The organism is Enterovibrio norvegicus FF-33, assembly GCF_000286835.2.
Taxonomy (GTDB): Bacteria; Pseudomonadota; Gammaproteobacteria; order Enterobacterales; family Vibrionaceae; genus Enterovibrio; species Enterovibrio norvegicus_A.
Genome location: NZ_AJYD02000013.1, coordinates 85234 through 111138 on the forward strand (window position 1 = coordinate 85234; position 25905 = coordinate 111138).

A 25905-nucleotide genomic window follows, 5' to 3' on the forward strand; every position below is an offset into this window, starting at 1 on the left:
AATAGATACCCTCACGAAAGCGGGTCATCGTCTATGATTTAAGAAAAATAAAAGAGAAAATATTTTTTCTTATAAATGAGATCATCAAAAAATCCCATGTTCAATATGTAGTCGCCATTGTTCAGTGCAATCAATTAACCTGATGAATTTAAAAAGGTTAGTTGTCGATTTTTGATGTCTGTTTGTCAGGGTTAGCGATAGCTGAAATGTCTATTTTAGGATGCTAGCTGAATTGAGAGCTAGGTTGTATCTATACTGAGACAGACTAAGTTGTCTTACAAAATATAATGAACTCACAACATTTTGAACACATGTCGTTAATGGATGACTAAAGGCAGGCGTTATGGGTATGCAATTCAGATCTGAGGCAGTTCCAAGTTCTCTCGTTGTCGTGGGGGGAACCTACGAACCATGGTTAGCAACGTTGGAGCAAGCGGGTTGGCGTTGCCACCGTTGTTATGACCTTAGAGCTGCTCAATCTCTTCTACAAGATATCGGTCCTTGTATCGGTATTGTTGATATCAGTCACGATGACTTTAGTCTCAATGGTGTGGCGTCTCTCGTCAACCGTAATAAGCAAGTGCGTTGGCTGGCGCTTATCCGCGAAGATCAACTCAACAATGATGCAATTTGTCAGTTCATTGTGAGCTTCTGCATCGACTACTTCACGTCTCCTATTCCAGATAGCCAGTTGATGAGCACCATTGGCCACCAGTTGGGTATGTTGAAACTGGAGCGCCATGTATGGCCGCAGTTGGGCGATCACAGTGACATGGGCTTGCTTGGCAAAACCTCAGTAATGAAGAAGCTGCGTGACCAAGTGCGTCGTGTTGCGCCGACCGATGTCTCCGTGCTTATTCATGGGGAAAGCGGTACCGGTAAAGAGTTAGTGGGTATGGCAATTCATAATGCCTCTACCCGCGCAAAAGGCCCGTTTGTTTCAGTCAAATGCAGTGCATTGCCAGAAAAGCTGATCTCATCAGAGCTATTTGGTGATGGTACGAGCGAAGGGAAGGTACAGCAAGCGCACCAGGGAACGTTGTTCCTTGATGAAATTGGCGACCTACCGCTTAACCTTCAGGCAAACTTACTTCACTTGCTGCAAGACGGCACGGTGGAATCCCATGATGACAAATACGCGAAAGAAATCGATGTTCGTGTGATTGCGGCAACACATATGGATTTGGAAAAAGCGGTTGCTGAAGGTCTATTCCGTGAAGACTTATTCTACCGTCTAAACGTATTGCGCATCTCTGTGCCTTCCTTGAAAGAACGCAGTGCTGATATTCCAGACCTTGCTGAACACTTCCTGCTGAAATTTGCTCGCCAGTACAACACACAGGCACGCACTTTCTCAGAAGAGGGCAATAAGATCCTGACCAACTACAGCTGGCCAGGTAACGTACGTGAACTGATTAATCAGGTAAAACGTGCGGTGTTGCTGGCAGATAATCTGGTGATTGAAGCAGAGCACTTGGATCTTCCACGTCAGGGGGATTACAAGCAAAGCCTGCGCAAAATCCGTGAAGAGTCTGAACGTGATGCCTTGCTGGCCGTGCTGGAAAGCAACAATGGTCAAGTGTCTGCAGCAGCTAAAGAGCTGGGAGTATCGCGCGCGACCATGTATCGCCTGCTGAACAAACATAGCTTGATCCCTGCGCCTCGTAGCTTTCGCTAATTAGCCCATGTTTCAACCGCAATAAAAAAACCGCCCTAGGCGGTTTTTTTTATTGTTCAGTATAGGGCTCGCTGTTAGTGATTTGTCAGTTCTTCTGTTTGCACCGGGAACAACTTGTCATAAGCGAGGTTGAACACGTAAGCGTAAACCAGATAGAAAGCCACAAGGCCGATATCCATGACAAATGCCTGCCACAAGCCAATGTTTAGCCACCAAGCCATTGCAGGAAGCGTTATCCACAGCAAACCCAACTCAAATAGTACGGCATGTAAGATACGCTGTTTTTGTGTTTTCTTGGTTGTTCCTGTCCGCTTCATCATCGCTTTGTCAAACCACACGTTGTAGATGTAGTTCCATCCTGTCGCGATGACTGAAAACGCAATGCCCATCACACCTGTGTGGGCGGCATCAAAACCAAATTGGGACAGGATGCTGACGATGAGAATCAAGCCAATCACTTCAAATGCGATGGCATGTCGAATACGGTCTGTCATTGTTCTCATTGAGCGTTCCTCCTAAAAGATGGTGTCATAATATCCAATTAATAGATTGATAAAAGTTAAAACCTATCCGATATTCGGATTGATGAGAGGGGGAGTATAATGAGTAAGACATTGAAATGAGCGATTCAATCATCGACGTATGTTTTCGAAGTAAAAAGCGAATAAAAACGATGCAGACAGCTAATGATAGTGAATAAATCTCGAACAGTGAAATGTACCAATTATTAGGCAAAATAAAGTGAATGGCATGGTGAAAGTTTGTACAGAATGTTGAATGGAGACAATGACTTCAAATTGATCGTTATATGAAATAACTTGTTGATATATTGATCTCTGTCATTAATATTAACAGTGAATTTACAAACGCGGTTATCACTCAGGTTAACGAATTTAAGGAGGCAACGAATGAAAAATCATACTTTTACAACCGTTATGACCTGCGCCTCCAATTTGTGCGCAGATATGCGAAAACCTGTACAGTAATTCCGCACCCCTCGAAAGTGGGCCGCGGATATTTCTGCGGCCAAATGTGAAAGCAACAACTCTCATTTCCCCGCAGATTATCCAAGGCCTCCTAAACACAATATGGAGTCCACAATGAACCAATCACTTTACCTTCGTCTAGCCGTTATGTTCGTTCGTTTAGATATTAAGCATGAAGAAGCACAATGGCGAAAAGCACATCGACGTATCCGCTACGTTGGAGATCCTATGTCTGAGCATTTAATGCGTGACATCGGTTTCGAGAAAGATGGCTTTTCCATTGGTCACACTGTCGCGCCTCAGTTTAAAGCACAACGCGAAGTGGCACGTATGCGTCGCCGGTTGAGGTTGAACCCTACCACGTAGCAAAAGGGAGCCTTCTTTGCTGGGAAGGCTCCCTATCCTTTTTAGTCTGTGATGAATGACACTGAGTCGCAGCCAGTCATATATATAGCTAGCGCGGAACCACCCGCGCTGTATCGCCATCCACATTGACCTGCACTTGCTGACCATCTTGGAAAATCATATCTGGGTTGACCGCCTGAACGATCGAAATGATCTTTCCACTGTCATCGAGTTTAATCGTGAGGTTCACCCCGTTACTTTCCCCAGCTTTTGCAGCAGCTTCACTGCCGGCATAACCGCCAAGCAACCCCCCACCAATCGCTGCGATTTCAGAGCCTGTGCCGCCTCCAACTTTGGAGCCTAGTATTCCACCAATGGCTGCCCCTGCGATGGTGCCAATGAGATTGGTTTGACTAGAGCTGTCGAGAGTCACTGGCTCTGCCTTAATCACCGTGCCGTAATACACGTCTTGAATGGTACGTGTATCTGTTGTGCCGTAGGAATCGCCGTAGGGGTTTGGAGATGTGCAACCTGCTGTTCCTAGTGCCAATATGGAAATACAAAATACACCGATATGATTTGCTTTCATGCCTTGTCCACCCTGTGTGAAGTCGGCATCAATTATAGTGTTCGACGGCTGAGTCTATGTGCGTGTGACGAAAGAAAAAGCGCCAATTGGCGCTTTTCTTATCTTAAAGACAAACCAGTTATGCCTCGTCTTGTGCTCATTAGCACCACGCGACTCAGTGCTGAATGACTCAGCCAAGCAGTCGCTTGCTGATGCGAACTAAGGGCAAGGGTTTGAGTATTTCGCGCTCACTTCATCGATGCGAATTAACAGCTCTTCTGGCAATTGAATATCGATAGATTCGATATTGGTTTTTAACTGGTCGAGTGTCGTCGCACCAATGATGTTACTGGCAACGAAAGAACGACTGTTCACAAACGCTAATGCCATTTGCGCGGGGTCGAGCGAAAACTCGTTGGCGAGGTCAACGTAGGCTTTTGTTGCGGCTTGTCCTTGCTCTGTGAAATAACGTGCAAACCGTTCCCATCGGGTACAACGAGCCCCTTCTGGACGAGCGCCATTCAGATACTTACCCGTGAGTACACCAAACGCCAGTGGCGAATAAGCCAGCAACTCAACACCTTCTTGATGGCTGATTTCTGACAGGCCCACTTCAAAGCTGCGGTTGAGCAAGTTGTAAGGGTTTTGGATTGAAACAATGCGAGTTAGGCTGTGTTTTTCCGCCAATCGCAGATAGCTCATGACACCCCAAGGCGTTTCATTCGATACACCGATATAGCGAATTTTTCCTTCACGCACCAGTTCCGATAGCGCATCTAGCGTATCGAGCAAACTGACACCTGAGTTTTCATCTTGATGTGTATAGTTAAGTTGGCCGAAGCTATTCACATGGCGTTGTGGCCAGTGAACTTGATACAAGTCGATGTAGTCAGTTTGTAGGCGAGCAAGACTGTCATCAACCGCCTGACGTACATTGCGGCGATCGAGCGACATGTTATCGCGAATGTAAGGAACACCACGTGGCCCCGCCACTTTGGTTGCAATGACCACTTTGTCGCGCTTACCTGATTTTTGCAGCCAGCTACCGATGTATTTCTCTGTTAACCCTTGAGTCTCTTGGGTGGGGGGAACGGCATACATTTCGGCCGTATCAATAAAGTTCACACCAAGATCCAATGCTAACGACAGTTGTTCATGGGCATCAGCTTCTGAGTTTTGTTGACCAAACGTCATGGTACCGAGGCATATTTTACTGACGTCTAAGCTGGTATGAGGAAGAGTATGAAATTGCATCCGTTCTCCTTGGATTTCGCTTATCGCCCAATGAGGTTGATTTGGCTCATTGTCGAGAGAAGAGGTTTGAACTTCCATCTTAGGAGATTCTGCCTCAGGTACAAGCTTCAAAAACAGTGAAAGCTTGTACGACTTCAACTCGTTGAGTAAAAGACAGTCAGCAAGATGCACCAAGAGTGAAAATCACACAGCATAAACAGAAATTTCATCAAGATAATCTGTCAGTCAGCCCCATTTTTATACTAGGATTAACATTTGGTTAACAATGCGGGAGGCGAGATGAAATTAAAGCAATTGAAAAATTGGATACAGGCTCACCCTGACAATGTGCCGCATTGCTATGTGGTGGCACATGCTGGTGGGGCACAACATATTGTGGAAGTGGAAGTTAGGCATCAACTAGAACCTTTGAGAGATGATAAAACCGATGAAGTGATGCACTTTGACAACATGGAGCAAGTCAGTGCCAAGCTGAAAAAGCTCGGTATTAGAAAGGTAACGATGCGCTTACTTGACCCTTATGATGAATTTGGTCCTGCCGATGCCTCGTGCAAAGAAGACATGGAGATCTCGCTCTAGCGGGTCAACGAATACGCCAACTGCAAAAGACTCTGTATCTTTCGGTTACTCGCTATCTGACAATAAGAAATGTCGGGCGAGTATCCTTGCGGTGAATTGGGTTCGTAAATAAAAGCCTCTAGGTAACGTTTTGATAGGTTGACCATTTGCCCCGTAAGCTTCTGTCTTCACTTTGCTGTTAGCCGCTTTCGGGCGTAGCTGCATAAATTCACCGTGTTTTGCTGAAATCTCGTGGATCTTGCCTAGCACAATAAACTCCATTAATTCTTCCCAATCTGCCTTAAGTTGTTTCTCTTCCTCTTGTGATGGTTGCCAGATAAGCGGCATTCCAACGCGGCGTTCTGACACCGGGATTTCGCGTTCGCCTTCAACAGGCACCCACAACACTTTGGACAACTTATTGCGGATGTGGCTACTTTCCCATGTCAGTCCATGAACACCAGTTAGCGGCGCAACGCATACAAAGGTGGTTTCTAGCGGTTTACCACTGTGGCTAATGGGGATCGATTTCAGCTCAATACCAAGATCCTGAAAATCTTGCTCTGGCTTGCTCCCAGCTGTCGCACCCAGACAGTTTTCCAACAACATACCGACCCAGCCTTTTTCACGACGAAGATCGGCAGGACAAGCAATGTCTCGTTGCGAAGCAAGCTCGCCAAGGGTAAATCCTGCCAGAGCATAAGCACGATCGAGCAATTCTTGTTCGGTTGTTGGCGCGGGGATCATGGGGCTATCCATTCAATGTTAATCGTCAGAACGCTATCAGCCAAACACTGAAAACACCAGTGTTTGTATGGGACTGACAATGGGATCACTCAGTAATGAGTATTTTCCAATGTTATCCACAAGGATCAAGCGATAATCATGACTCCCTAGTGTCATGGATGCATATACAGTGCTTTTAATGTGTTGATTATAGAGCGATCGTCCATTATTGATGAGGAAGTGTACGAATGGTGTGGGTAACTCTCATTTTGGTGGATCTTTGAGCACTTTAAGATCTTATTGATTCTCCAAGGAGGAAATAGAATGTGGTTTGTTTTTTTTCTCATTCAAAGCATTGATATTAAATGGTTTATTTTTGGTTTCTCAAATGGGCGTAAAATCACGTATGGCCATCACATCATGCTTTATTACAGTTTAAACGGTGTTCTTCACAAATCTATCCACAGAAAGCGTGAATAAATGTGCGCTTGGTCTCATCAAGTTGTTTATAACTTATGGTGAGGGCTTGTTTTATCCCTAAAGGCGGTTGAACTCCCCAAAAAATGCGTTTCATTCACAATGTTTGTTTACCACTGTGTACATAGTGTGAAAAAATCACTGTTAATAGAGATTTATATTTGAGGTCGTCCAGTGATAGATGGCGATGGTTACCGTCCTAATGTAGGGATAGTAATATGCAACAGCCACGGTCAGGTTCTCTGGGCTCGTCGATATGGACAACATTCCTGGCAATTCCCCCAAGGTGGTATTGATGACGGTGAAACGCCGGAACAAGCCATGTACCGAGAGTTATACGAGGAAGTAGGGCTCTCGAAAAAAGACGTAAAGATCCTGGCGACAAGTCGCCATTGGTTGCGATACAAGTTGCCAAAACGTCTGGTTCGTTGGGATTCAAAACCAGTGTGTATTGGGCAAAAGCAAAAATGGTTTTTGCTCAAGCTGGAATGTGACGAGTCAAAAGTGAACATGCAACGGAGTGGTACGCCAGAATTTGATGGTTGGCGTTGGGTCAGCTACTGGTATCCGGTCAGGCAGGTGGTGTCGTTTAAACGCGATGTTTACCGACGCGCAATGAAAGAGTTTGCAGCGATTGCGATGCCTTTTCGTGAGCGAAAAGTGAAGCGCAGTAAAGGTAAACGAGGCTCAGCTAAAAACTAAAGGAAGGCTTAGAGGGCGCCGATGCTGACGAAACTGCGAGATATCGTTAATAACGTGGCGTCATCCAGTGACGTTAAGCAAGCGCTCAATACTTTAGTGAGTGAGACCTGCTCTGCGATGGATACAGAGTGTTGCTCTGTTTACATCGCCGATCACGATCGCCAAGTCTATGAATTGATGGCCACCCAAGGCCTCAATGCGAAATCGCGTCGTGTGGCGCTGTCTTTCAACGAAGGTCTCATCGGCCTTGTTGGCCGTCGAGCAGAACCCATCAATCTTGCCTTTGCCAGTGGGCATGTCGACTTTAAACATTTCCCTGATATCGGTGAAGACGTTTTTAATGCGTTTCTTGGCACCCCAATCATTTATCGTCGTCAGGTTCTCGGTGTGCTGGTTGTGCAGCAACGAGATTCCCGTCAGTTCAACGAAAGCGAAGAGTCTTTTCTTGTAACCTTAGCTGCGCAGTTGGCTGTGGTGTTTGCCCATGCTAAAGCGCAAGGCTTGTGGCCGAGCGATGTCAAAGGCTCTTTGCTATTGGAAGGTGCCGCAGCGTCTCCCGGTGTCGCAATTGCAAAAGCGTGGTGTGATGTTTCCCAGCCTCGCCTCGATCTTGTTTCTCCTGCTTCTTGTCTGGATAACCAAAAAGAGCGTGATCGCTTAGAGGGTGCGTTAAGTGCTGCGATTTCTGATTTCCGTCGCCTGAGAAAGCGTTTTGACAATGAGTTGAATCAAGACACGCTGGCGATCTTCGATCTTTTTATCCATTTACTGAACGATCCTGTGCTTCGCAAAGCCATGAACGAGCACATTCAGCAGGGCGATCTCGCGGAGTGGGCTGTTAAGCAAACGATTGATTCTTTTGCTGAACGTTTCCAAAACATGTCCGATCCCTATCTTCGTGATCGTGCTAATGACGTAAAAGAGCTTGGTCAGCGTTTGTTGTATTTCCTCGAGAATCAGGAAACCAAGCAGTGGAACCTTGATGAGCCCGTCATTTTGTTTGCCCGAGAGCTGACCGCGGCGATGTTGGCTGCCATTCCACGAGACTGCTTGGCAGGTGTGGTGGCAGAAGAGGGCGCGGTGAATGCGCATGCTGCAATTTTAGCGCGAGCATTAGGTATTCCTGCCGTGATGGGGGTGGAATTTAACCCACAAATCATTCACCAGAAAAAAGTGGTGCTGGATGGCTTTAAAGGTCGCGTGCTGGTTGAGCCCTCTGCGCACATTCTTAAAGAGTACAAGCGCCTTCGCGATGAAGAACTGGAGCTGCAACAAGAGGTGGACAGTGCGTTTACTCGGCGCACAGAAACTGCAGATGGCGTGAGGGTGGAGATCCACCTCAATGCGGGGCTCAGTGCCGATACGAGTATTGCGATTAACCGTGGTGTTGACGGCGTGGGTTTATACCGAACGGAAGTGCCGTTCTTGATGCAACGCAGCTTTCCTTCAGAAGAGGATCAGGTAAAGCAGTACCAGTCGATACTGGATTGCTACCCAAAGCAATCTGTCGTGATGCGAACACTCGACATTGGCGGAGACAAGCCGCTTCCTTATCTGAAAATCGAAGAAGACAATCCGTTTTTGGGTTGGCGAGGCATTCGTTTCACGCTCGATCACCCCGATATCTTCCTTATTCAAGTCAGAGCCATGCTGCGTGCCAGTATTGGGCGAGACAATCTCGCTATTCTTCTGCCGATGATTTCAGGGCTTTCGGAGCTACTAGAAGCAAAAACGCTGGTGAATCGGGCATTTAATGAAGTGTCTGAAATAGCCGTGTCACAAGGGAAGAAACTCAACAAGCCGCGTCTTGGTATTATGGTTGAAGTGCCATCGGTGCTTTACCAGTTTGATGCAATTGCTCCGCATATCGATTTTCTGTCTGTCGGTACCAATGATTTGACTCAGTATCTGTTAGCTGTAGATCGAAACAATGCCCGTGTGGCGGACGTCTATGATACATTTCATCCTTCAGTGCTGGCTGTGCTTCACCAGATCTTGATGAGCAGCCAACGATTGAAGTTACCTGTGAGCGTGTGTGGTGAATTCGCAGGTGATCCCATAGGCGCTGCATTGCTGGTGGGTATGGGTTATCGACAGCTCAGTATGAATACGCGTAGCGTTGCCAAGATCAAATATGTACTTCGTCATATCCCGTCAGAGGCGTTGCAGAAACATGTTCTCGCGATGCAGCAGTTGTCTTTAACTGGCGAGATACGAAAAGCCTCAGAAGACTTTTTAGAACGTTATAGCTTGGGTGGCCTCATCCGAGTCGGCAAATAGGAACATTTTCATGGTTGATGCCACCTTGTGGCTGTTCGGGGCATGCCTTGTACTCGGCAGCTGCGTCGGTTTGCTAGCAGGTTTGCTTGGCATTGGTGGTGGCTTGATCGTTGTGCCTGCGCTATCGGTACTTTTGCCGTGGGCGGGCATCACACCTTCATTGGTTATGCCAATGGCACTTGCCACATCGCTGGCCAGCATTGTTATTACTTCTTCTTCTTCCGCTTATACCCATTACCGTTTAGGCAATGTACTGCCTGCTGTTGTGCGAAGCCTGTTGCCCGGCGTATTGCTTGGCGGTTTATTGGGTAGCGCGATCGCCGATCGATTACCTGCGGAATACCTGCCTCGTGTGTTTGGCGTTATTGTGCTTTTGTTGGCGCTTCAAATGGCGCTGTCATTACGCGTTAAGCCCGCTAAGCCGTTCCCTTCGCCTGTAAGAAATGTGTTCAGTGGCGGTCTGATAGGCATGATTGCTAGCCTTGCGGGTATTGGAGGTGGGTCGCTGACTGTGCCTTACCTCAATTACTATGGCGTTGAAATGCGCCAAGCGATCGGCAGTGCCTCTTTATGTGGTGTTTTTCTCGCGCTAGCAGGTATGGCGGGTTTTATCTTTTTTGGGCTGACACAAACTGAAACCTTACCAAGGTTCAGCGTGGGATATGTTTACTTACCTGCGTTGATTGGTATTGTAGTCACCTCTGTTTTTACAACGCGATATGGAGCGAGGCTGACTTCACGGTTGCCGACGCCAATCATTAAACGTGTTTTTGCCGTGTTCTTGCTCTTGGTTGGGGCAAGTATGTTTTTAAGCTAAGGAAGACAACTCTATGTCTCTGACATTTCCCCAAATTGATCCCATCCTGATTGAAATTGGCCCGCTTGCGATTCGTTGGTACGGTTTAATGTATCTAGCGGGCTTTGCGTTTGCCCTTTGGTTAGCTAATCGTCGTGCTGACAAGGCTGGTAGTGGCTGGACACGTGATGAGGTCAGTGACTTACTGTTTGCGGGATTCTTAGGCGTTGTGCTAGGCGGGCGCATTGGCTATGTGCTCTTCTATCAATTTGATGCTTTCCTTGCTGATCCTATTTTTTTGTTCAAAGTGTGGACGGGCGGTATGTCTTTCCATGGTGGCTTGCTCGGTGTTATTACCGCCATGTTTTGGTTTGCACGCAAAACCAAGCGCACCTTTTTCACCGTGTCTGATTTCATTGCGCCGCTGGTACCATTTGGATTGGGCGCCGGACGACTGGGTAACTTCATCAATGGTGAATTGTGGGGACGCGCTACTGATGCACCGTGGGGCGTAATATTTCCTACGGGTGGTCCGATTGCGCGTCACCCTTCGCAGCTGTATGAGTTCGCGCTTGAAGGTGTGGTGCTGTTCCTGATCCTTAACTGGTTTGCGCGTCATCCTCGTCCTGCTGGTGCAATATCAGGCTTGTTCTTGATTGGGTATGGTTCGTTCCGTTTTATCGTCGAATTCTTCCGTGAACCCGATGCGCACCTCGGCCTATTTGGTGATTGGATAAGCATGGGACAAATTTTGTCGACACCGATGATCATTGGTGGGGCACTCATGATGGTTTGGGCATATCGTCGCGCGAAAAACGCGACCCGCTCAGCCTAATTTTGCATTCTTAAGCCGCAGCCTGTCTGCGGTTTTCTTTGTCTTTAATCTGCCATTCAGCCTGCTGGTGGATGGGTAATGTAAGGAATAGTCATGAAGCAGTATCTTGATTTGATGCAGGATATCATTGATAACGGCAGCGATCGTGGCGATCGCACGGGTGTGGGTACGCGCTCTGTCTTTGGTCGACAGTTGCGTTTTGATCTCAGCGAAGGTTTCCCGATGCTGACGACCAAGAAGCTGTATACGCGTGCCATTATTCAAGAGTTGCTTTGGTTCTTAAACGGTGACACCAACATCAAGTATTTACAGGACAACAATGTCAGTATTTGGGATGAGTGGGCGACAGAAAGCGGTGACCTTGGCCCTGTCTATGGCGCTCAATGGCGTTCGTGGGCGTGTCCTGATGGCTCTACTGTTGATCAAATTGCCGAGCTCATTGAGCAAATTAAAATCAAACCTAATTCACGTCGTCATATTATCACCGCATGGAATCCAGCAGATTTGCCGGATGAGAGCATAGGCCCTCAAGCCAATGTCGAACAGGGGAAAATGGCGCTGGCTCCTTGCCACTGTTTATTCCAGTTCTATGTGGCTGACGGAAAACTGTCATGCCAGCTATATCAGCGCAGTGCAGATTACTTTCTCGGTGTGCCATTCAATATCGCCAGTTACGCTTTGTTCACGCATATGATTGCGCAGCAATGTGATTTGGAAGTGGGAGATTTTGTGCATACCTTCGGTGATGTGCATCTTTATCATAACCATTTAACTGACGATATCGTCTATGAGCAGCTCAAGCGTGTGCCTGGCAACAAGCCGACGCTAACGATCGCACGTAAGCCTGACTCAATCTTTGATTACACGTTGGAAGACTTTGTTATCGAAGGATATGACGCGCAGCCAAGCATTAAGGCGCCGATCGCGATTTAATCAGTCAGGTTTGAACAGCAAGTATTCAGAAGCCGGGGATTTCCCGGTTTTTTTGTGGGAAATAAAGCGCAGAGACTAGGAGGAGCAGGACTCAGATCCTAGGAAAAGCACAAGCAAGTGCTTAATGTAGAAAATGCAGGTATCAACATATCGCAGTACCCAGTACCCAGTACCCAAGACCTGCTCTATTTTCCCCAAAAAAAACGCCCGCATCAGCGGGCGTTTTATCGAATGTGTTTTGACTTACTGTGTCGCTAACATAACGATTGATGGAATCGCAACAAATACCAAACCAAGGTACGCAACCACAGCCAGCTTGTTCTTCGCTGCAACCTCGCCCAGCTTCTCTGCGCACTTCAATGGGATTTCGCGCAAGAATGGCGTACCAAAGATAAGCAGTGTAGCAAGTACGTTGAACACAAGGTGTACCAGCGCGATTTGCAGAGCAAATACCGCGTTAGGACCCGTCACTGCTGTCGCGGCAAGTAGCGCAGTGATACAGGTACCGATGTTTGCACCAAGGGTGAAGGGATAAACATCACGTACCTTGAGAACATTGGTGCCAACCAAAGGAACCATCAAGCTTGTCGTTGTTGAAGAAGACTGAACCAGAATCGTCACTAAGGTGCCTGATGCGATGCCGTGCAGAGGGCCACGACCGATGGCATTGTGAAGAAGCTCTTTTGCACGACCAACCATTAGTTTGCGCATCAATTTACCCATCATGGTAATAGCAGCAAAGATCAATGCAATACCTAGGAAGATAAGCGCTACGCCACCCCAGTCACCAGGCAGTGAAGAGAACAGACCTTTCGTGCCGTTAACCAAAGGCTTAGTCAATGGACCCATGAAGTCCAGACCTTTCATGCTCAGGTTGCCATCAAACATTAGAGGTGCAACCAACCAGCTCGAAATTTTGTCTAACAGACCAAACATCATTTCCAAAGGAAGGAAAATGGAGACAGCCATTAAGTTAAAGAAATCATGAACGGTTGCGCAGGTGAATGCTCGGCGGAATTCTTCTTTACAGCGCGCGTGGCCTAGGCTCACCAAGGTATTGGTTACGGTCGTACCAATGTTGGCACCCATAATCATAGGAATAGCTGTTTCGACTGGTAGGCCACCGGCAACCAGACCAACAATAATCGATGTGACTGTGCTTGAAGATTGGATCAGTGCGGTTGCAACGATACCGATCATCAGACCCGCTACAGGGTGAGAGGCGAATTCAAACAGGGTTCTCGCTTCGTCACCTGCCGCCCATTTAAAACCACTACCAACCATGGAAACTGCAACAAGCAGAATATAAAGCATCAGTGCCAGGTTGGCCCAACGTACCCAATTCTTAGAGCTGTTAATTGGAGCAGCAGTAGAAGCTTGGGATGTCATAAGGAAATCTCCGAGACAGTTGTATGTCAGATTTGTGTCAATGAATTAATCTGAGCGAATAGTAGGTAGGAAATATTTCACTAATATTACAGTTTTAATTCAGACTGCTGACCAATGATAAGAATAGGTGTAAAGCTACATGTTCATCCTGTGTTTTAATTAATGGAAACAATGATTTAATTGTTTTTGTGTGGTATTTTTCAAGTGGTTAAAAAGCGCCCAAACGCGCGATATTTATCGTAAAAGATGTCACATTGAGGGGCATTTATGGCAGGGTCATGTTTCACACCACGAAAAAAGTGTCACTTTTTGGTGGAAACTTCGGATATTCCGAGGTTTAATCTCCAAAGAACCGATTTTTCTTTAATGATGATTGGTGACTAGACTAATAGGGATTACTTAATTTTAACGGAGTGCTTTAAATGACTGATGCGATTCGTCAGTTTATGAAGATGGAATCAGCCGGCGGTTTGGTGCTGATCATTGCTGCAATATTGGCGATTGTGATTGCCAACTCACCCTTGCAGCCGCTATATGATGGCGCTCTTCATAGCTACATAGCTGGTTTATCGGTCGCGCATTGGATCAATGATGGTCTGATGGCTATCTTCTTTATGCTGATCGGACTCGAAGTGAAAAGGGAACTCATTGAGGGTGCCCTTAATACGAAAGAAAAAGCGATTTTTCCTGCTATTGCTGCCGTAGGTGGCATGCTGGCACCTGCTTTGGTTTATTTGGCATTTAACTATTCAGATCCTGTGACCATAAATGGTTGGGCTATCCCCGCAGCAACAGACATCGCTTTCGCACTCGGCGTGATGGCATTGCTCGGTAAGCGTGTGCCTTTGTCTCTGAAAGTTTTCTTGCTCGCGCTGGCGATTATTGATGATTTAGGCGTCATTGTCGTGATCGCGCTGTTTTATAGCAGCGATCTTTCTATTACTGCGTTAGTGGTTGCCTTTATTTCTACCGCCGTATTGTTCTTAATGAACACCAAGAACGTCACTGGCGTGAAATGGTACTTGCTGGTTGGCGCGATTCTCTGGTTCAGTGTGTTGAAATCCGGCGTGCATGCGACGTTGGCGGGTGTGGTGCTTGGTTTTGCTATCCCTCTGGCGGGTGGCAAAGACGGAAAATCCCCGCTAAAAACGCTAGAGCATGCCATTCATCCCTACGCGGCATTTCTGATTCTTCCTTTGTTCGCATTTGCTAATGCGGGTGTCTCGTTGGAAGGTGTGTCACTGGCAAGCCTGACTAACATGCTGCCGCTAGGGATTGCGTTGGGTCTGCTGATTGGTAAGCCGTTAGGTATTTTTACCTTCAGCTGGATTGCTGTAAAAACAGGTGTGGCGCGATTACCTGAAAACGTCAACTTTAAGCAAATCTTTGCGGTTTCACTGCTATGTGGTATCGGCTTTACGATGTCGATATTCATCTCTTCGCTCGCGTTTGTGGGTGTGGACCAAAGCTACATCACGTTCTCTCGATTGGGTATTTTGATTGGGTCTACGGTTTCCGCGCTTGCTGGCTACGCACTATTGAGTGCGGTACTGCCTAAATCACCAGCGGCGGAAGAAGATGGCGATGGGGAAAAAGTGAGTATTGATTATTAAAGCGTGTATTTCACTGCATCTTTGATAGCAGGACTGGTTGTGCTGACTCAAACTGGCTGTGTTAAACGCATCGAGTAAAGATGATCATTGAGGCAGATTAGCATGTGAGGTCAGCATTATTGTGGCTCTAACCTCACTGAAGAAAACCAGATCATGACCTAATCAAAAAGCGCCATCACTACGTCCTCGTGGTGAGGCGCTTTTTACGTTGAGAAGCTATGTCGCATTTAAACTACAACCACCTCTATTATTTCTGGATGGTCTGCAAAAAAGGCTCAGTCTCAAAAGCGGCTGAAGCATTATTCCTGACACCGCAGACAGTAACTGGCCAAATACGTACCTTAGAAGACCGTCTGAACGGTAAACTGACTAAACGTTCAGGTAGGCATGTCGAACCAACTGAGCTCGGTCAGTTGGTTTACAAGTACGCTGACAAGATGTTCGGTATTAGCTACGAAATGTTAGATATCATTAACTATAGTCAGCGAGAGAATGAGCTATTTGATGTTGGCGTGGCCGATGCATTGTCGAAAAGCCTGGTGAGTCGTGTACTGCTAAAAGCGATTCCCGACGATGATGGTATTCACCTTCGTTGCTATGAATCGACCCATGAACTGCTTCTTGAGCAACTGAGGCAGCATAAGCTGGATATGATTTTGTCTGACTGTCCAGTGGATTCAAGTCAAAGCCCTGGATTGTTTAGCGTAAAGATAGGCGAAAGCATCATGAGCTTCTTTTGCTCAGGTGCTGTATCAAAAGAAAGATTCCCTGCCATAATTGAAGAACATAAGTTGCTCATTCCTGGCAGTCGGACAGCGATGGGACGCAAGCTGATGCACTGGTTTGATAGCCAAGGTATAACACCAACGATACTGGGTGAGTTTGATGATGCCGCATTAATGAAAGCTTTTGGGGCGAATCATCGGGCAATGTTTGTTGCACCAACGTTGTACTCGGCTGACATACTCGACTTGCCGGACATTCAAGAGATTGCCCAAGTAGAGGAATTAAAAGAAGAGTATTACGTTATATTTGCGGAAAGGATGATCCAACATCCTGCGGTAAAACGCATCTGTGAGGCTGACTTTAGCAAACTGTTCCATTAGTCTTACCTTATGAAATGGATTTCTTAAACGCAAGGCACTGTTGCTCATATGTTGAATGATACACTTAAATCAACGTGAACAACCTTTTAGATGTAGGTGAATAGGCAGTAAGTATGGAATTAAAACAAATGCAGGAAACTGGGCCCAAGGCAGTGCAATTGCTTAAAGCAATGGCAAATGAGCGCAGACTATTCATACTTTGTTATTTGCTGGAAGGGGAAATGTCTGTGGGAACGCTCAGTGATAAGCTTGAGCTGAGTCAGTCGGCTCTATCTCAACATCTGGCATGGTTGCGACGTGATGGCTTAGTGGCAACGCGTAAAGAGGCACAGACGGTTTACTACTCATTGAAGAGCATTGAGGTACAGACCATTATGATGACCTTGCATCAACTCTATTGCAAAGACAAATAAGCAACGCGGTAGAAAATAGAAATAAAAAAAACCGGCTTTAGGCCGGTTTTTTTTATTTCAAATCTTAGCGCTTATTACAGAGCTTTGATTTGAGCAACTAGGCTAGCTTTATGACGAGCGGCCTTGTTCTTGTGGATAAGGCCTTTAGTAGCCATACGGTCAAGAATAGGTTGAGCTTCAGCAAATGCTTTAGTAGCTGCTTCTTTATCACCAGCTGCAATAGCGGTGATGGTTTTTTTCAGATAAGTGCGCATCATTGAGCGACGGCTTGCATTGTGCTGACGGCGCTTCTCAGATTGGATTGCACGCTTCTTAGCAGATTTGATATTCGCCAAGGGTCTAACTCCCAAATCTTATATTCGGTGACAATTTAAGGCCGAGGAATATGCCCCGTTTTACCCTAGTTGTCAATTCATTTGTGCAATAATCCGCCGCATTGCCATTGCAATGGCATGTGACGAACATCGCGGTTAATATGGCGGCAGATTCTACCAGCATTCTCAGTATGAAGTAAGCCTTTTATCTGTCTTTTCGCAGTTGCCACAACGTCTAAAACTCAATAAAAAAAGACGTGTTAACATCAGCGGTCGAATGCATCTTACTTTATTTTTCGTATTAAGGGGTTACAGGTGTCAAAGCGATTGCTTCGATCGGGGATGATTGTCAGCTTTATGACCATGGTATCGCGTGTCATGGGTTTGGTTCGTGATGTTGTTATTGCGAACATTATGGGCGCTGGCGCCGCCGCAGATGTTTTCTTTTTTGCTAATAAAATCCCTAATTTTTTGCGTCGGTTATTCGCCGAAGGTGCTTTTTCGCAAGCTTTTGTGCCTGTACTTGCTGAGTACCAGGCCAGTGATGACAAAAACAAAACGCGTGAATTAATTGCCTATGTTTCAGGCACATTAGGTGTATTGGTCACTATTGTGACGGTGATTGGTGTCATCGCATCGCCAGTGATTACCGCACTTTTTGGTATGGGGTGGTTTGTTGATTGGTGGAATGATGGCCCGTCGGCATATAAATTTGAATTGGCATCACTGGTACTAAAAATCACGTTTCCCTATCTGTGGTTTATTAGTTTTGTGGCGTTAGCGGGTTCAATTTTGAACACCCTTGGCCGTTTTGCAGTTTCGTCCTTTACGCCAGTATTTCTCAATATTGCGATGATTTCAGCCGCGATCTGGATAGCACCCAGCATGGATCAGCCCGAAGTCGGATTGGGTATTGGCGTTTTTCTGGGTGGTTTGATTCAGTTTGCGTTTCAGATCCCATTTCTTTATCGCGAAGGCATGCTTGTCCGCCCTAAATGGGGCTGGAAACATCCCGGCGTGGTGAAAATTCGCACCTTGATGATCCCTGCGCTGTTTGGTGTGTCGGTAAGTCAGATTAATTTGTTGCTGGATACATTTATTGCCAGCTTCTTAGCAACAGGCTCCATCAGTTGGTTGTATTACTCAGACCGTTTGTTGGAGTTTCCTCTGGGTTTGTTCGGCATCGCGATCGCAACGGTGATCTTGCCAGCGTTATCCAAAAAGCACGTTGAACAAACATCGGGGCAGTTTGCTAGCACCATGGACTGGGGCATTCGCATGGTGCTGCTTTTGGGCGCTCCTGCGATGATTGGCATGATGATATTGGCCAAACCCATGCTAATGGTGTTGTTCATGCGTGGTGAATTTGGTGTGGATGATGTCAACGCCGCGTCATTGTCGCTGGTTGCCTATTCATCAGGTTTGTTGAATTTTATGCTCATCAAGGTACTCGCCCCTGGATATTACGCACGTCAAGATACCAAAACACCCGTTCGATACGGCATTATTGCTATGGTTAGTAATATGGTCTTTAACCTAATATTTGCATACTTCTATGGCTATGTGGGGCTGGCAATGGCAACGGCACTCTCAGCGCTGATTAATGCAGGTTTGTTGTATCGCGGACTGCACAAGCAGGGGGTTTATCGCATTAGCAAAGAGACGGTGATCTTTACGTTACGTTTGATGATCGCGGTGGTGCTGATGGGGGGCCTGATTTTGGGATTGATGCCAGAAAATGACCGCTGGTTGGCAATGGATTTGTGGCAGAGAATTTATATGCTGTCAGGAATAATTGGCGCAGGTGCAGTCACTTACCTCGTATCATTACTGGTTTTGGGTCTAAGACCCCATCAACTTCGCATAGAAGGCTGATTGATTGAGGCGATTAGTATATAATCCGTCGGTTTTTTTGAGGGGAAAGCAGTTTTAGCACTATGGAATTGATCCGAGGTATTCATAACATCCGAGACAGGCACCGTGGATGTGTACTGACTATCGGCAACTTTGATGGTGTGCATTTGGGGCATCAAAAAGTGCTAAAACGCGTGGTTGAAAAAGCACGTGGGCTAGGGCTTCCATCAACCGTGATGGTATTTGAACCTCAACCAAGAGAACTGTTCTCCCAAGAGCAAGCTCCCGCTAGACTGACGCGTTTGCGTGATAAGTACACCCAGCTAGCCAAATTGGGCGTTGAGCGTCTATTGGTGGTGAATTTCAATGCGAAGTTTGCAGCCATGACACCGTATGACTTTGTTCATCGCTTGTTGGCTGAACAATTGGGTGTTAAGTTTCTCGTGGTCGGCGATGACTTTCGCTTTGGCGCTGAGCGTCAGGGCGATTTTTGTTATCTGCAAGATGAAGCGCGAAGTGTAGGTTTTGAAGTGGTCAGCACTCAAAGTTTTACCGTTTCTACGCAGCGTGTGAGTAGCACCGCTATCCGAAATGAATTGGCGGATGGTAATCAGTTAGCTACTGAGGACATGCTCGGCAGACCCTACAGCATCAGTGGGCGAGTCTCACACGGTAAAAAATTGGGGAGGACGATTGGCTTCCCGACCGCCAATGTGCCATTGAAACGCCGAGTGACACCCGTGTCCGGTGTCTATGTGGTCAAGGTTGGCGGTATCGAAACAAACCAATGGCTAGGCGGTGTGGCTAACGTCGGCACTCGGCCAACAGTTAACGGTGTGCGTCAACAACTTGAAGTACATCTTTTCGACCTTGAGGAAGATCTCTATGGTCGACATATCGAAGTCCAGCTTCTTCATAAGCTGCGTGACGAGATGAAATTCGGCTCGCTTGACGAGTTGAAAGCCCAAATTGAACTTGATGCTCAGACAGCGCGTGCATGGTTGTCTGAGCCGTCTAATAAATAATGTCCATATACGGAATGAACAATCAATGAGTGACTTTAAAGATACCTTAAACCTGCCGGAAACCGCGTTTCCGATGCGAGGTAATCTTGCTCAGCGCGAGCCACAAATGCTTAAGCGTTGGTATGAGGAAGATCTTTACGGCGAGATCCGTAAAGCGAAGAAGGGTAAGAAATCCTTCATTTTGCATGACGGCCCTCCGTATGCGAATGGCAATATTCACATTGGTCACTCAGTAAACAAAATTCTTAAAGACATTATTGTTAAGTCTAAAACGCTGTCTGATTTTGACGCGCCTTACATCCCTGGTTGGGATTGTCATGGTTTGCCAATTGAACTGATGGTTGAGAAGAAAATCGGTAAGCCAGGCCAAAAAGTGTCTGCTGCTGAGTTTCGTCAAAAATGCCGTGAGTATGCCGCCAAGCAAGTTGAAGGCCAGAAAGCTGACTTCAAACGTCTAGGTGTATTGGGCGAGTGGGACAAGCCCTACTTGACCATGGACTTCGGTACCGAAGCCAACATCATTCGTGCACTGGGCAAAATTGCTGGCAATGGTCACTTACACAAAGGTTTCAAACCTGTTCACTGGTGTACAGACTGTGGCTCCGCATTGGCAGAAGCAGAAGTAGAATACGAGAACAAAGTGTCACCATCGATTGATGTGATGTTCCGTGCCACGGACGAAGCGGCTGTGCTGTCTAAGTTTAACTTGGCGGAAGGTCATGAAGGTCACGGCGATGTGTCTATCGTTATCTGGACCACAACACCTTGGACGCTGCCAGCTAACCGTGCGGTTGCTGTCGCTAGTGCACTGGAATATGTGCTGGTTCAGGTAGAAGGTGAAACACCACGTCGTTTGATCATGGCTGCAGAACTTGTGAAGTCAGTGATGGATCGTGTCGGTATCGAACACTTCCATAATCTGGGTTTCTGTAATGGTGATGCGTTGGAGTTATTGCGCTTCAACCACCCGTTCTACAACTTTGATGTGCCAGTTGTTTGCGGTGAACACGTAACGACTGAATCAGGTACAGGCGTGGTTCACACCGCACCAGGCCACGGTCAAGAAGACTTTGTTGTTGGTCAAAAATACGGACTAGAAGTCGCAAACCCTGTTGGCAGCAACGGCGTTTACCTGCCAGACACTGAGCTGTTTGCGGGTCAACACGTTTTAAAAGCTAACAACAACGTGATTGACGTGCTGAAAGAGCACGGTGCATTGCTGCATCATCATGCGTTTGAGCACAGCTACCCGCATTGCTGGCGCCATAAAACGCCGATCATTTTCCGTGCAACCCCGCAGTGGTTTATCTCAATGGAGAAAGCGGGTCTGCGTGCGAAAGCGCTGGAAGAAATCAAAAATGTACAGTGGATCCCTGAATGGGGTCAAAACCGTATTGAATCGATGGTAGATGGTCGCCCTGATTGGTGTATCTCTCGTCAACGCACTTGGGGCGTACCCATTGCTTTGTTTGTTCATAAAGAAACATCAGAGCTGCACCCGAATACGGTTGAATTGATTGAGCAAGTGGCTCAAAAAGTTGAACAATCAGGCATTCAAGCTTGGTGGGATCTTAACATCGACGAGCTGCTTGGCGACGATGCAGCGCATTACGAAAAAGTGCTGGATACGCTGGATGTATGGTTCGATTCAGGCGCAACGCACTATGCGGTTGTGAATCAGCGTCCTGAATTTAACGGTCACGAAGCGGACATGTACTTGGAAGGTTCTGATCAACACCGTGGTTGGTTCCAATCATCACTGCTAACGTCAGTGGCGATTAAAAATCACGCCCCTTACAAGCAAGTGCTGACCCACGGTTTCACCGTTGATGGTCAGGGCCGTAAGATGTCGAAGTCGATCGGTAATGTGGTTTCACCACAAGAAGTGATGAACAAACTGGGTGGTGACATTCTGCGTTTGTGGGTTGCTTCAACAGACTACACCGGTGAAATGACGGTGTCTGATGAAATCCTAAAGCGTAGTGCTGACGCTTACCGTCGTATCCGTAACACGGCGCGTTTCCTTCTGGCGAACCTTAATGGTTTCAACCCAGAAACGGACATGGTTGCTGCACAAGATATGGTGATTGCAGATCGCTGGGCGGTAGGTAAAGCACTAGAAGCGCAAGAAGAAATGCTGAAAGCATTTGAAGAGTGTAACTTCCACCAAGTCACACAGCGTTTGATGCAATTCTGCTCGGTTGAGATGGGTTCATTCTATTTGGACATCATCAAAGACCGTCAGTACACCGCGAAAGCAGGTGGTCTCGCACACCGTAGCTGTCAAACAGCCTTGTTCCATATCATGGAAGCTCTGGTTCGCTGGATGGCACCTATCATGTCGTTCACAGCGGATGAAATCTGGAACGAGATGCCAGGTAACCGTGCTAAGTACGTATTCACAGAAGTATGGTACGACGGTCTGTTTGGTTTGAGCGATGACGAGCAACTGAACAACGCGTTCTGGGCGGAATTGCTTCGCGTACGTGGTGCGGTCAATAAAGTGTTGGAGCAAGCACGTAACGACAAGAAAATTGGTGGCTCACTTGAAGCGGAAATCACGCTTTATGCAAACCCTGAGTTCGCTGCTAAATTGCAAGCCATGGGTGATGAACTGCGTTTTGTTCTGTTGACGTCGAAAGCCGTTGTGGTTGCGACGGATGCCGCACCTGAATCAGCCGTTGTCACTGATGTTGATGGGCTGGCGGTTGTCGTTGAGAAATCAGAAGCGGCGAAGTGTGAACGTTGCTGGCACCATGTGCCTGATGTGGGCACGATTGCAGGGCACGAAGAACTTTGTGGCCGTTGCGTGAGCAACATCGATGGTGAAGGCGAAAAACGTCAATTCGCGTAATTGCGGGTTCGTTTAATCACACAGTAGCAAAGACAAAAGCTGGCTGACTTGGTTCACCAGCTTTTTGCTCAACGATAGTAGGAAGGTTGGATGAAAGATCTGACAACGAAACAATCAGGGGTACGTTGGCTTTGGCTAGCGCTTCTGGTGTTCGTTCTCGATATTGGCACCAAGTTGTTCGTGATGGATACCATGGGATATGGTTGGGCAAACCGCATTGAGATTTTGCCTTTCTTTAACCTGTTATATGTTCATAACTATGGCGCAGCGTTCAGCTTTTTGAGTGATGCAGGCGGTTGGCAACGCTGGTTCTTTGCCGCGATTGCACTTGGCGTGTCGGGACTATTGATTTACTGGATGCGTTGTACGCCTGCCAGTAACAGAATTTTGAACGTAGCTTATGCCCTCGTGATCGGCGGCGCCATTGGTAATTTGTTTGATCGTCTCGTTCATGGATATGTTGTCGATTTTCTTGATTTCTATATCGGCAACAGCCATTGGCCAGCATTCAATCTTGCCGACGCAGCAATCTGTGTAGGTGCAGGGTTAATCGTGTTGGATAGCGTGAGAGCATCAAAAAAGCCGCACGCTGAGGCCGAATAAGCACCGTGCTTTTCGACTGTTAATACATTGATGGCGCTGCTCGCAATTGCGAGCGGCGCTTTCTTATAATGAGTGTTTTAAAACCCAATATATTTTGTGGTTTTGGGTGTTTCTACGTTTGTTTGGCGCACCTTCTAATTCAAGGATCTGAGTGAATGACGCAAATTATCGCAAACAGTGAAGTGATCATGCATTTCACTATTAAGATGGAAGATGGTTCTGTCGCAGACAGCACGAAAACCTCAGGTAAGCCCGCTAAGATGGTGATGGGCGATGGCAGCCTGACTGAAAATTTTGAGAAATGTTTGCTGGGTCTGAGCGAAGGCGAAGCGGGAAGTTTTACACTTGAACCTGCCGATGCGTTCGGCATGCCTAACCCAGATAACGTTCAGCATATGGATCGCACGCTATTTGTCGGTGACGCGCCTGCAGAAGAAGGCACCATTATTGCGTTTGCTGGCCCTGGTGGCCAAGAGATCCCCGGCGTGATCACCGAAGTGGCTGGCGAATCAGTTACCGTGGATTTCAACCATCCATTGGCAGGACACCGTGTTATCTTTGACGTTGAAATCATCAGCGTCAGTTAAAGTACAAGTTGGTCAAAAGGCAATCCAATGAAAATCATGCTTGCAAACCCAAGAGGGTTTTGTGCCGGTGTAGACCGTGCTATCAGCATTGTTGAACGTGCACTCGAACTTTATCAACCGCCAATTTATGTGCGTCATGAAGTGGTACACAACCGCTTTGTGGTGGAGGGCTTGAAATCACGTGGCGCAGTGTTTGTTGAAGAACTGAGTGAAGTTCCCGATGACAGCATCGTGATTTTCTCTGCGCATGGTGTATCTCAAGCCGTTCGTCAGGAAGCGAAGTCACGCAGCCTGACCGTGTTTGATGCTACCTGTCCGTTGGTGACCAAAGTCCATATGGAAGTCGCACGCGCAAGCCGCCGTGATATGGAAGTGGTTCTGATTGGTCACGCAGGTCATCCTGAAGTGGAAGGAACCATGGGTCAGTACGCAAGCGATACTGGCGGTATGTATTTGGTCGAGCGACCAGAAGATGTCTACAAGCTCGTCGTCAAAGACCCAACCAATCTTCATTATGTTAGCCAAACAACGTTGTCTGTGGATGAAACTGCGGATGTCATTGATACCCTGCGTCAAGTGTTCCCTGATATCCAAGGCCCGCGTAAAGATGACATTTGCTATGCAACTCAAAACAGACAAGATGCCGTTCGCGATCTCGCGACCCAGTGTGATGTATTGGTCGTTGTTGGCTCGAAAAACAGCTCGAACTCGAATCGTTTGCGCGAGCTGAGTGAAAAGCTGGGTACGCCGGGTTACTTGATTGATTGTGCTGAAGACGTGATACCGGAATGGTTTGATGGCAAAGCTAAAGTTGGTGTGACCGCTGGGGCATCTGCGCCGGAAGAACTGGTGAATCTGATCATTGCACGCATTGAAGCTTTGGGTGGAACGTCAGTTGAAGAGCTAAAAGGACGTGAAGAAAATATGTTCTTTGAAGTGCCTCGTGAACTGCAAGTCAAGCAGGTGCAATAAGCATCGCAACGCATTTTGAAGGGAGCTAATGGCTCCCTTTTTCTTGATTTCGTCACCAATATACATCGTGTGGCGAAAAGGGTAGAGTGAATAACAAATTATTATTTGGTGTCGGTGATCCGGCATGAACAGGACGTTAACAAGGGGAAAATGATGGTTCGCATAGCAATTGCGGGCGCTGCAGGTCGAATGGGCCGACAGCTAATTCAAGCCACGGACGCAATGGAAGGCGTTGTCTTTACTGCGGCCAGCGAGCGCTCTGAATCAAGCCTAATTGGTGCGGATGCAGGCGAACTTGCTGGTATAGGCAAACGCGATATAGCGATTGTCGATAATCTCGCGAAAGTTGCTGATGACTTTGATGTCATCATTGATTTTACTGCGCCAGTTGCAACACTCGCGAACTTAGCATTGTGCAGAGAGCATGGCAAAAAACTGGTGATCGGCACAACGGGCTTTTCTGAAGAGCAGCGTGCTGAAATTGATGCCGCAGCAAGTGATGTCGCGTTAGTGATGGCACCTAATTACAGTGTCGGTGTTAACTTGGTTTTTAAGCTGTTAGAAAAAGCCGCCAAAGTAATGGGCGACTACTGCGATATTGAAATCATTGAAGCCCACCACCGCCACAAAGTTGATGCGCCATCTGGTACTGCAATCGGCATGGGCGAGGCTATTGCCGGAGCGATGGGCAACAAACTGAGCGATGTTGCTGTTTATGCCCGTGAAGGGATAACGGGTGAACGTACTCGCGACGAAATTGGTTTTGCAACCATTCGCGCGGGAGACATCGTTGGTGAGCACACTGCCATGTTTGCTGACATCGGCGAGCGTGTTGAAATTACCCATAAGGCCTCAAACCGCATGACGTTTGCCAATGGCGCTGTACGCGCAGGCAAGTGGGTTGCAGCTAAAGATACGGGCTTTTTTACCATGCAAGATGTATTGGAACTCGATCAGCTATAATGCCTACATATGCAGTAAGTGAATACTTGCTGCATATTCCTGTCCCTAACGACTCTTCAAGTATGTGACTGCCG

24 protein-coding genes are annotated in these 25905 nt (G+C 47.1%); 18 read left to right on the forward strand and 6 right to left on the reverse strand.

Features of this window, described 5'->3' with window-relative positions; all coding sequences use genetic code 11:
- Positions 1-343 precede the first annotated feature (343 nt).
- Positions 344-1678, forward strand: a complete 1335-nt coding sequence (locus A1OO_RS02735; RefSeq protein WP_016961701.1) for a sigma-54-dependent transcriptional regulator — start codon at positions 344-346, stop codon at positions 1676-1678.
- Positions 1679-1752: 74 nt separating this feature from the next.
- Here A1OO_RS02735 and A1OO_RS02740 read toward each other — a convergent pair whose 3' ends face one another.
- Positions 1753-2181 (reverse strand): PACE efflux transporter, encoded by a 429-nt coding sequence (locus tag A1OO_RS02740; protein WP_026024017.1) that lies wholly within the window; start codon positions 2179-2181, stop codon positions 1753-1755.
- Between the two features lie 597 nt (positions 2182-2778).
- Here A1OO_RS02740 and A1OO_RS02745 point away from each other — a divergent pair.
- The gene (locus A1OO_RS02745; protein ID WP_016961699.1) at positions 2779-3030 is read left to right on the forward strand and encodes a hypothetical protein; all 252 of its coding nucleotides are present in this window, start codon (positions 2779-2781) and stop codon (positions 3028-3030) included.
- 88 nt (positions 3031-3118) lie between these two features.
- Here A1OO_RS02745 and A1OO_RS02750 read toward each other — a convergent pair whose 3' ends face one another.
- Together A1OO_RS02750 and A1OO_RS02755 are read right to left on the reverse strand one after the other, a co-directional pair.
- Positions 3119-3598 (reverse strand): glycine zipper 2TM domain-containing protein, encoded by a 480-nt coding sequence (locus A1OO_RS02750; RefSeq protein ID WP_016961698.1) that lies wholly within the window; start codon positions 3596-3598, stop codon positions 3119-3121.
- A 198-nt stretch (positions 3599-3796) separates the two neighbouring features.
- Complete coding sequence (locus tag A1OO_RS02755) at positions 3797-4831, reverse strand: NADP(H)-dependent aldo-keto reductase (RefSeq protein WP_017004581.1); 1035 nt, start codon at positions 4829-4831, stop codon at positions 3797-3799.
- A 279-nt stretch (positions 4832-5110) separates the two neighbouring features.
- Here A1OO_RS02755 and A1OO_RS02760 point away from each other — a divergent pair, with 279 nt between their 5' ends.
- The gene (locus tag A1OO_RS02760) at positions 5111-5410 is read left to right on the forward strand and encodes a DUF6482 family protein (protein WP_016961695.1); all 300 of its coding nucleotides are present in this window, start codon (positions 5111-5113) and stop codon (positions 5408-5410) included.
- Positions 5411-5455: 45 nt separating this feature from the next.
- On the opposite strand, the gene mutH is transcribed toward A1OO_RS02760, so the two are convergent.
- Positions 5456-6136: a DNA mismatch repair endonuclease MutH gene (gene mutH / locus A1OO_RS02765; protein ID WP_016961694.1), complete on the reverse strand. Its 681-nt coding sequence runs from the start codon at positions 6134-6136 to the stop codon at positions 5456-5458.
- Positions 6137-6766: 630 nt separating this feature from the next.
- Between mutH and rppH the strand changes: the two genes are divergently transcribed.
- The 5 genes from rppH to A1OO_RS02790 all read left to right on the forward strand — a co-directional run bounded on the left by rppH (position 6767) and on the right by A1OO_RS02790 (position 12138).
- Positions 6767-7294 carry an RNA pyrophosphohydrolase gene (gene rppH, locus A1OO_RS02770; RefSeq protein WP_026024019.1) on the forward strand — a complete coding sequence of 176 codons (528 nt, stop codon included), beginning with the start codon at positions 6767-6769 and terminating at the stop codon, positions 7292-7294.
- Between the two features lie 21 nt (positions 7295-7315).
- Positions 7316-9574, forward strand: a complete 2259-nt coding sequence (gene ptsP, locus A1OO_RS02775) for a phosphoenolpyruvate--protein phosphotransferase (RefSeq protein ID WP_017004583.1) — start codon at positions 7316-7318, stop codon at positions 9572-9574.
- 10 nt (positions 9575-9584) lie between these two features.
- Positions 9585-10391, forward strand: a complete 807-nt coding sequence (locus A1OO_RS02780) for a sulfite exporter TauE/SafE family protein (RefSeq protein WP_016961690.1) — start codon at positions 9585-9587, stop codon at positions 10389-10391.
- Positions 10392-10404: 13 nt separating this feature from the next.
- Entirely contained in the window at positions 10405-11205 is an 801-nt protein-coding gene (gene lgt / locus A1OO_RS02785) for a prolipoprotein diacylglyceryl transferase (RefSeq protein WP_017004584.1), read from the forward strand.
- Between the two features lie 93 nt (positions 11206-11298).
- On the forward strand, positions 11299-12138 hold the full coding sequence (locus A1OO_RS02790; RefSeq protein WP_017004585.1) for a thymidylate synthase: 840 nt from the start codon (positions 11299-11301) through the stop codon (positions 12136-12138).
- Between the two features lie 243 nt (positions 12139-12381).
- On the opposite strand, the gene A1OO_RS02795 is transcribed toward A1OO_RS02790, so the two are convergent.
- Positions 12382-13527: a Na/Pi symporter gene (locus A1OO_RS02795; protein ID WP_017004586.1), complete on the reverse strand. Its 1146-nt coding sequence runs from the start codon at positions 13525-13527 to the stop codon at positions 12382-12384.
- Positions 13528-13949: 422 nt separating this feature from the next.
- Between A1OO_RS02795 and nhaA the strand changes: the two genes are divergently transcribed.
- From nhaA to A1OO_RS02810, 3 genes are all read left to right on the forward strand, one after another.
- A complete protein-coding gene (nhaA, locus tag A1OO_RS02800) occupies positions 13950-15140 on the forward strand; it encodes a Na+/H+ antiporter NhaA (protein WP_016961686.1) in 1191 nt (396 codons plus the stop codon).
- A 218-nt stretch (positions 15141-15358) separates the two neighbouring features.
- Complete coding sequence (nhaR, locus tag A1OO_RS02805; protein WP_016961685.1) at positions 15359-16246, forward strand: transcriptional activator NhaR; 888 nt, start codon at positions 15359-15361, stop codon at positions 16244-16246.
- A 113-nt stretch (positions 16247-16359) separates the two neighbouring features.
- A complete protein-coding gene (locus A1OO_RS02810) occupies positions 16360-16659 on the forward strand; it encodes an ArsR/SmtB family transcription factor (protein ID WP_017005838.1) in 300 nt (99 codons plus the stop codon).
- 74 nt (positions 16660-16733) lie between these two features.
- On the opposite strand, the gene rpsT is transcribed toward A1OO_RS02810, so the two are convergent.
- Positions 16734-16994 (reverse strand): 30S ribosomal protein S20, encoded by a 261-nt coding sequence (rpsT, locus tag A1OO_RS02815; protein WP_016961683.1) that lies wholly within the window; start codon positions 16992-16994, stop codon positions 16734-16736.
- A 294-nt stretch (positions 16995-17288) separates the two neighbouring features.
- Between rpsT and murJ the strand changes: the two genes are divergently transcribed.
- The 7 genes from murJ (at position 17289) to dapB (ending at position 25831) form a co-directional block, all read left to right on the forward strand.
- Positions 17289-18848, forward strand: coding sequence for a murein biosynthesis integral membrane protein MurJ (gene murJ, locus A1OO_RS02820; RefSeq protein WP_026024020.1), 1560 nt, complete (start codon positions 17289-17291; stop codon positions 18846-18848).
- A gap of 62 nt (positions 18849-18910) precedes the next feature.
- Positions 18911-19852 (forward strand): bifunctional riboflavin kinase/FAD synthetase, encoded by a 942-nt coding sequence (ribF, locus tag A1OO_RS02825; protein WP_016961681.1) that lies wholly within the window; start codon positions 18911-18913, stop codon positions 19850-19852.
- A gap of 25 nt (positions 19853-19877) precedes the next feature.
- On the forward strand, positions 19878-22706 hold the full coding sequence (gene ileS / locus A1OO_RS02830; protein WP_017004587.1) for an isoleucine--tRNA ligase: 2829 nt from the start codon (positions 19878-19880) through the stop codon (positions 22704-22706).
- 90 nt (positions 22707-22796) lie between these two features.
- The gene (gene lspA / locus A1OO_RS02835) at positions 22797-23309 is read left to right on the forward strand and encodes a signal peptidase II (protein WP_016961679.1); all 513 of its coding nucleotides are present in this window, start codon (positions 22797-22799) and stop codon (positions 23307-23309) included.
- A gap of 155 nt (positions 23310-23464) precedes the next feature.
- Complete coding sequence (fkpB, locus tag A1OO_RS02840; RefSeq protein ID WP_016961677.1) at positions 23465-23896, forward strand: FKBP-type peptidyl-prolyl cis-trans isomerase; 432 nt, start codon at positions 23465-23467, stop codon at positions 23894-23896.
- Between the two features lie 27 nt (positions 23897-23923).
- The gene (gene ispH / locus A1OO_RS02845; RefSeq protein WP_016961676.1) at positions 23924-24868 is read left to right on the forward strand and encodes a 4-hydroxy-3-methylbut-2-enyl diphosphate reductase; all 945 of its coding nucleotides are present in this window, start codon (positions 23924-23926) and stop codon (positions 24866-24868) included.
- Positions 24869-25021: 153 nt separating this feature from the next.
- On the forward strand, positions 25022-25831 hold the full coding sequence (dapB, locus tag A1OO_RS02850; protein WP_016961675.1) for a 4-hydroxy-tetrahydrodipicolinate reductase: 810 nt from the start codon (positions 25022-25024) through the stop codon (positions 25829-25831).
- Positions 25832-25905 lie beyond the last annotated feature (74 nt).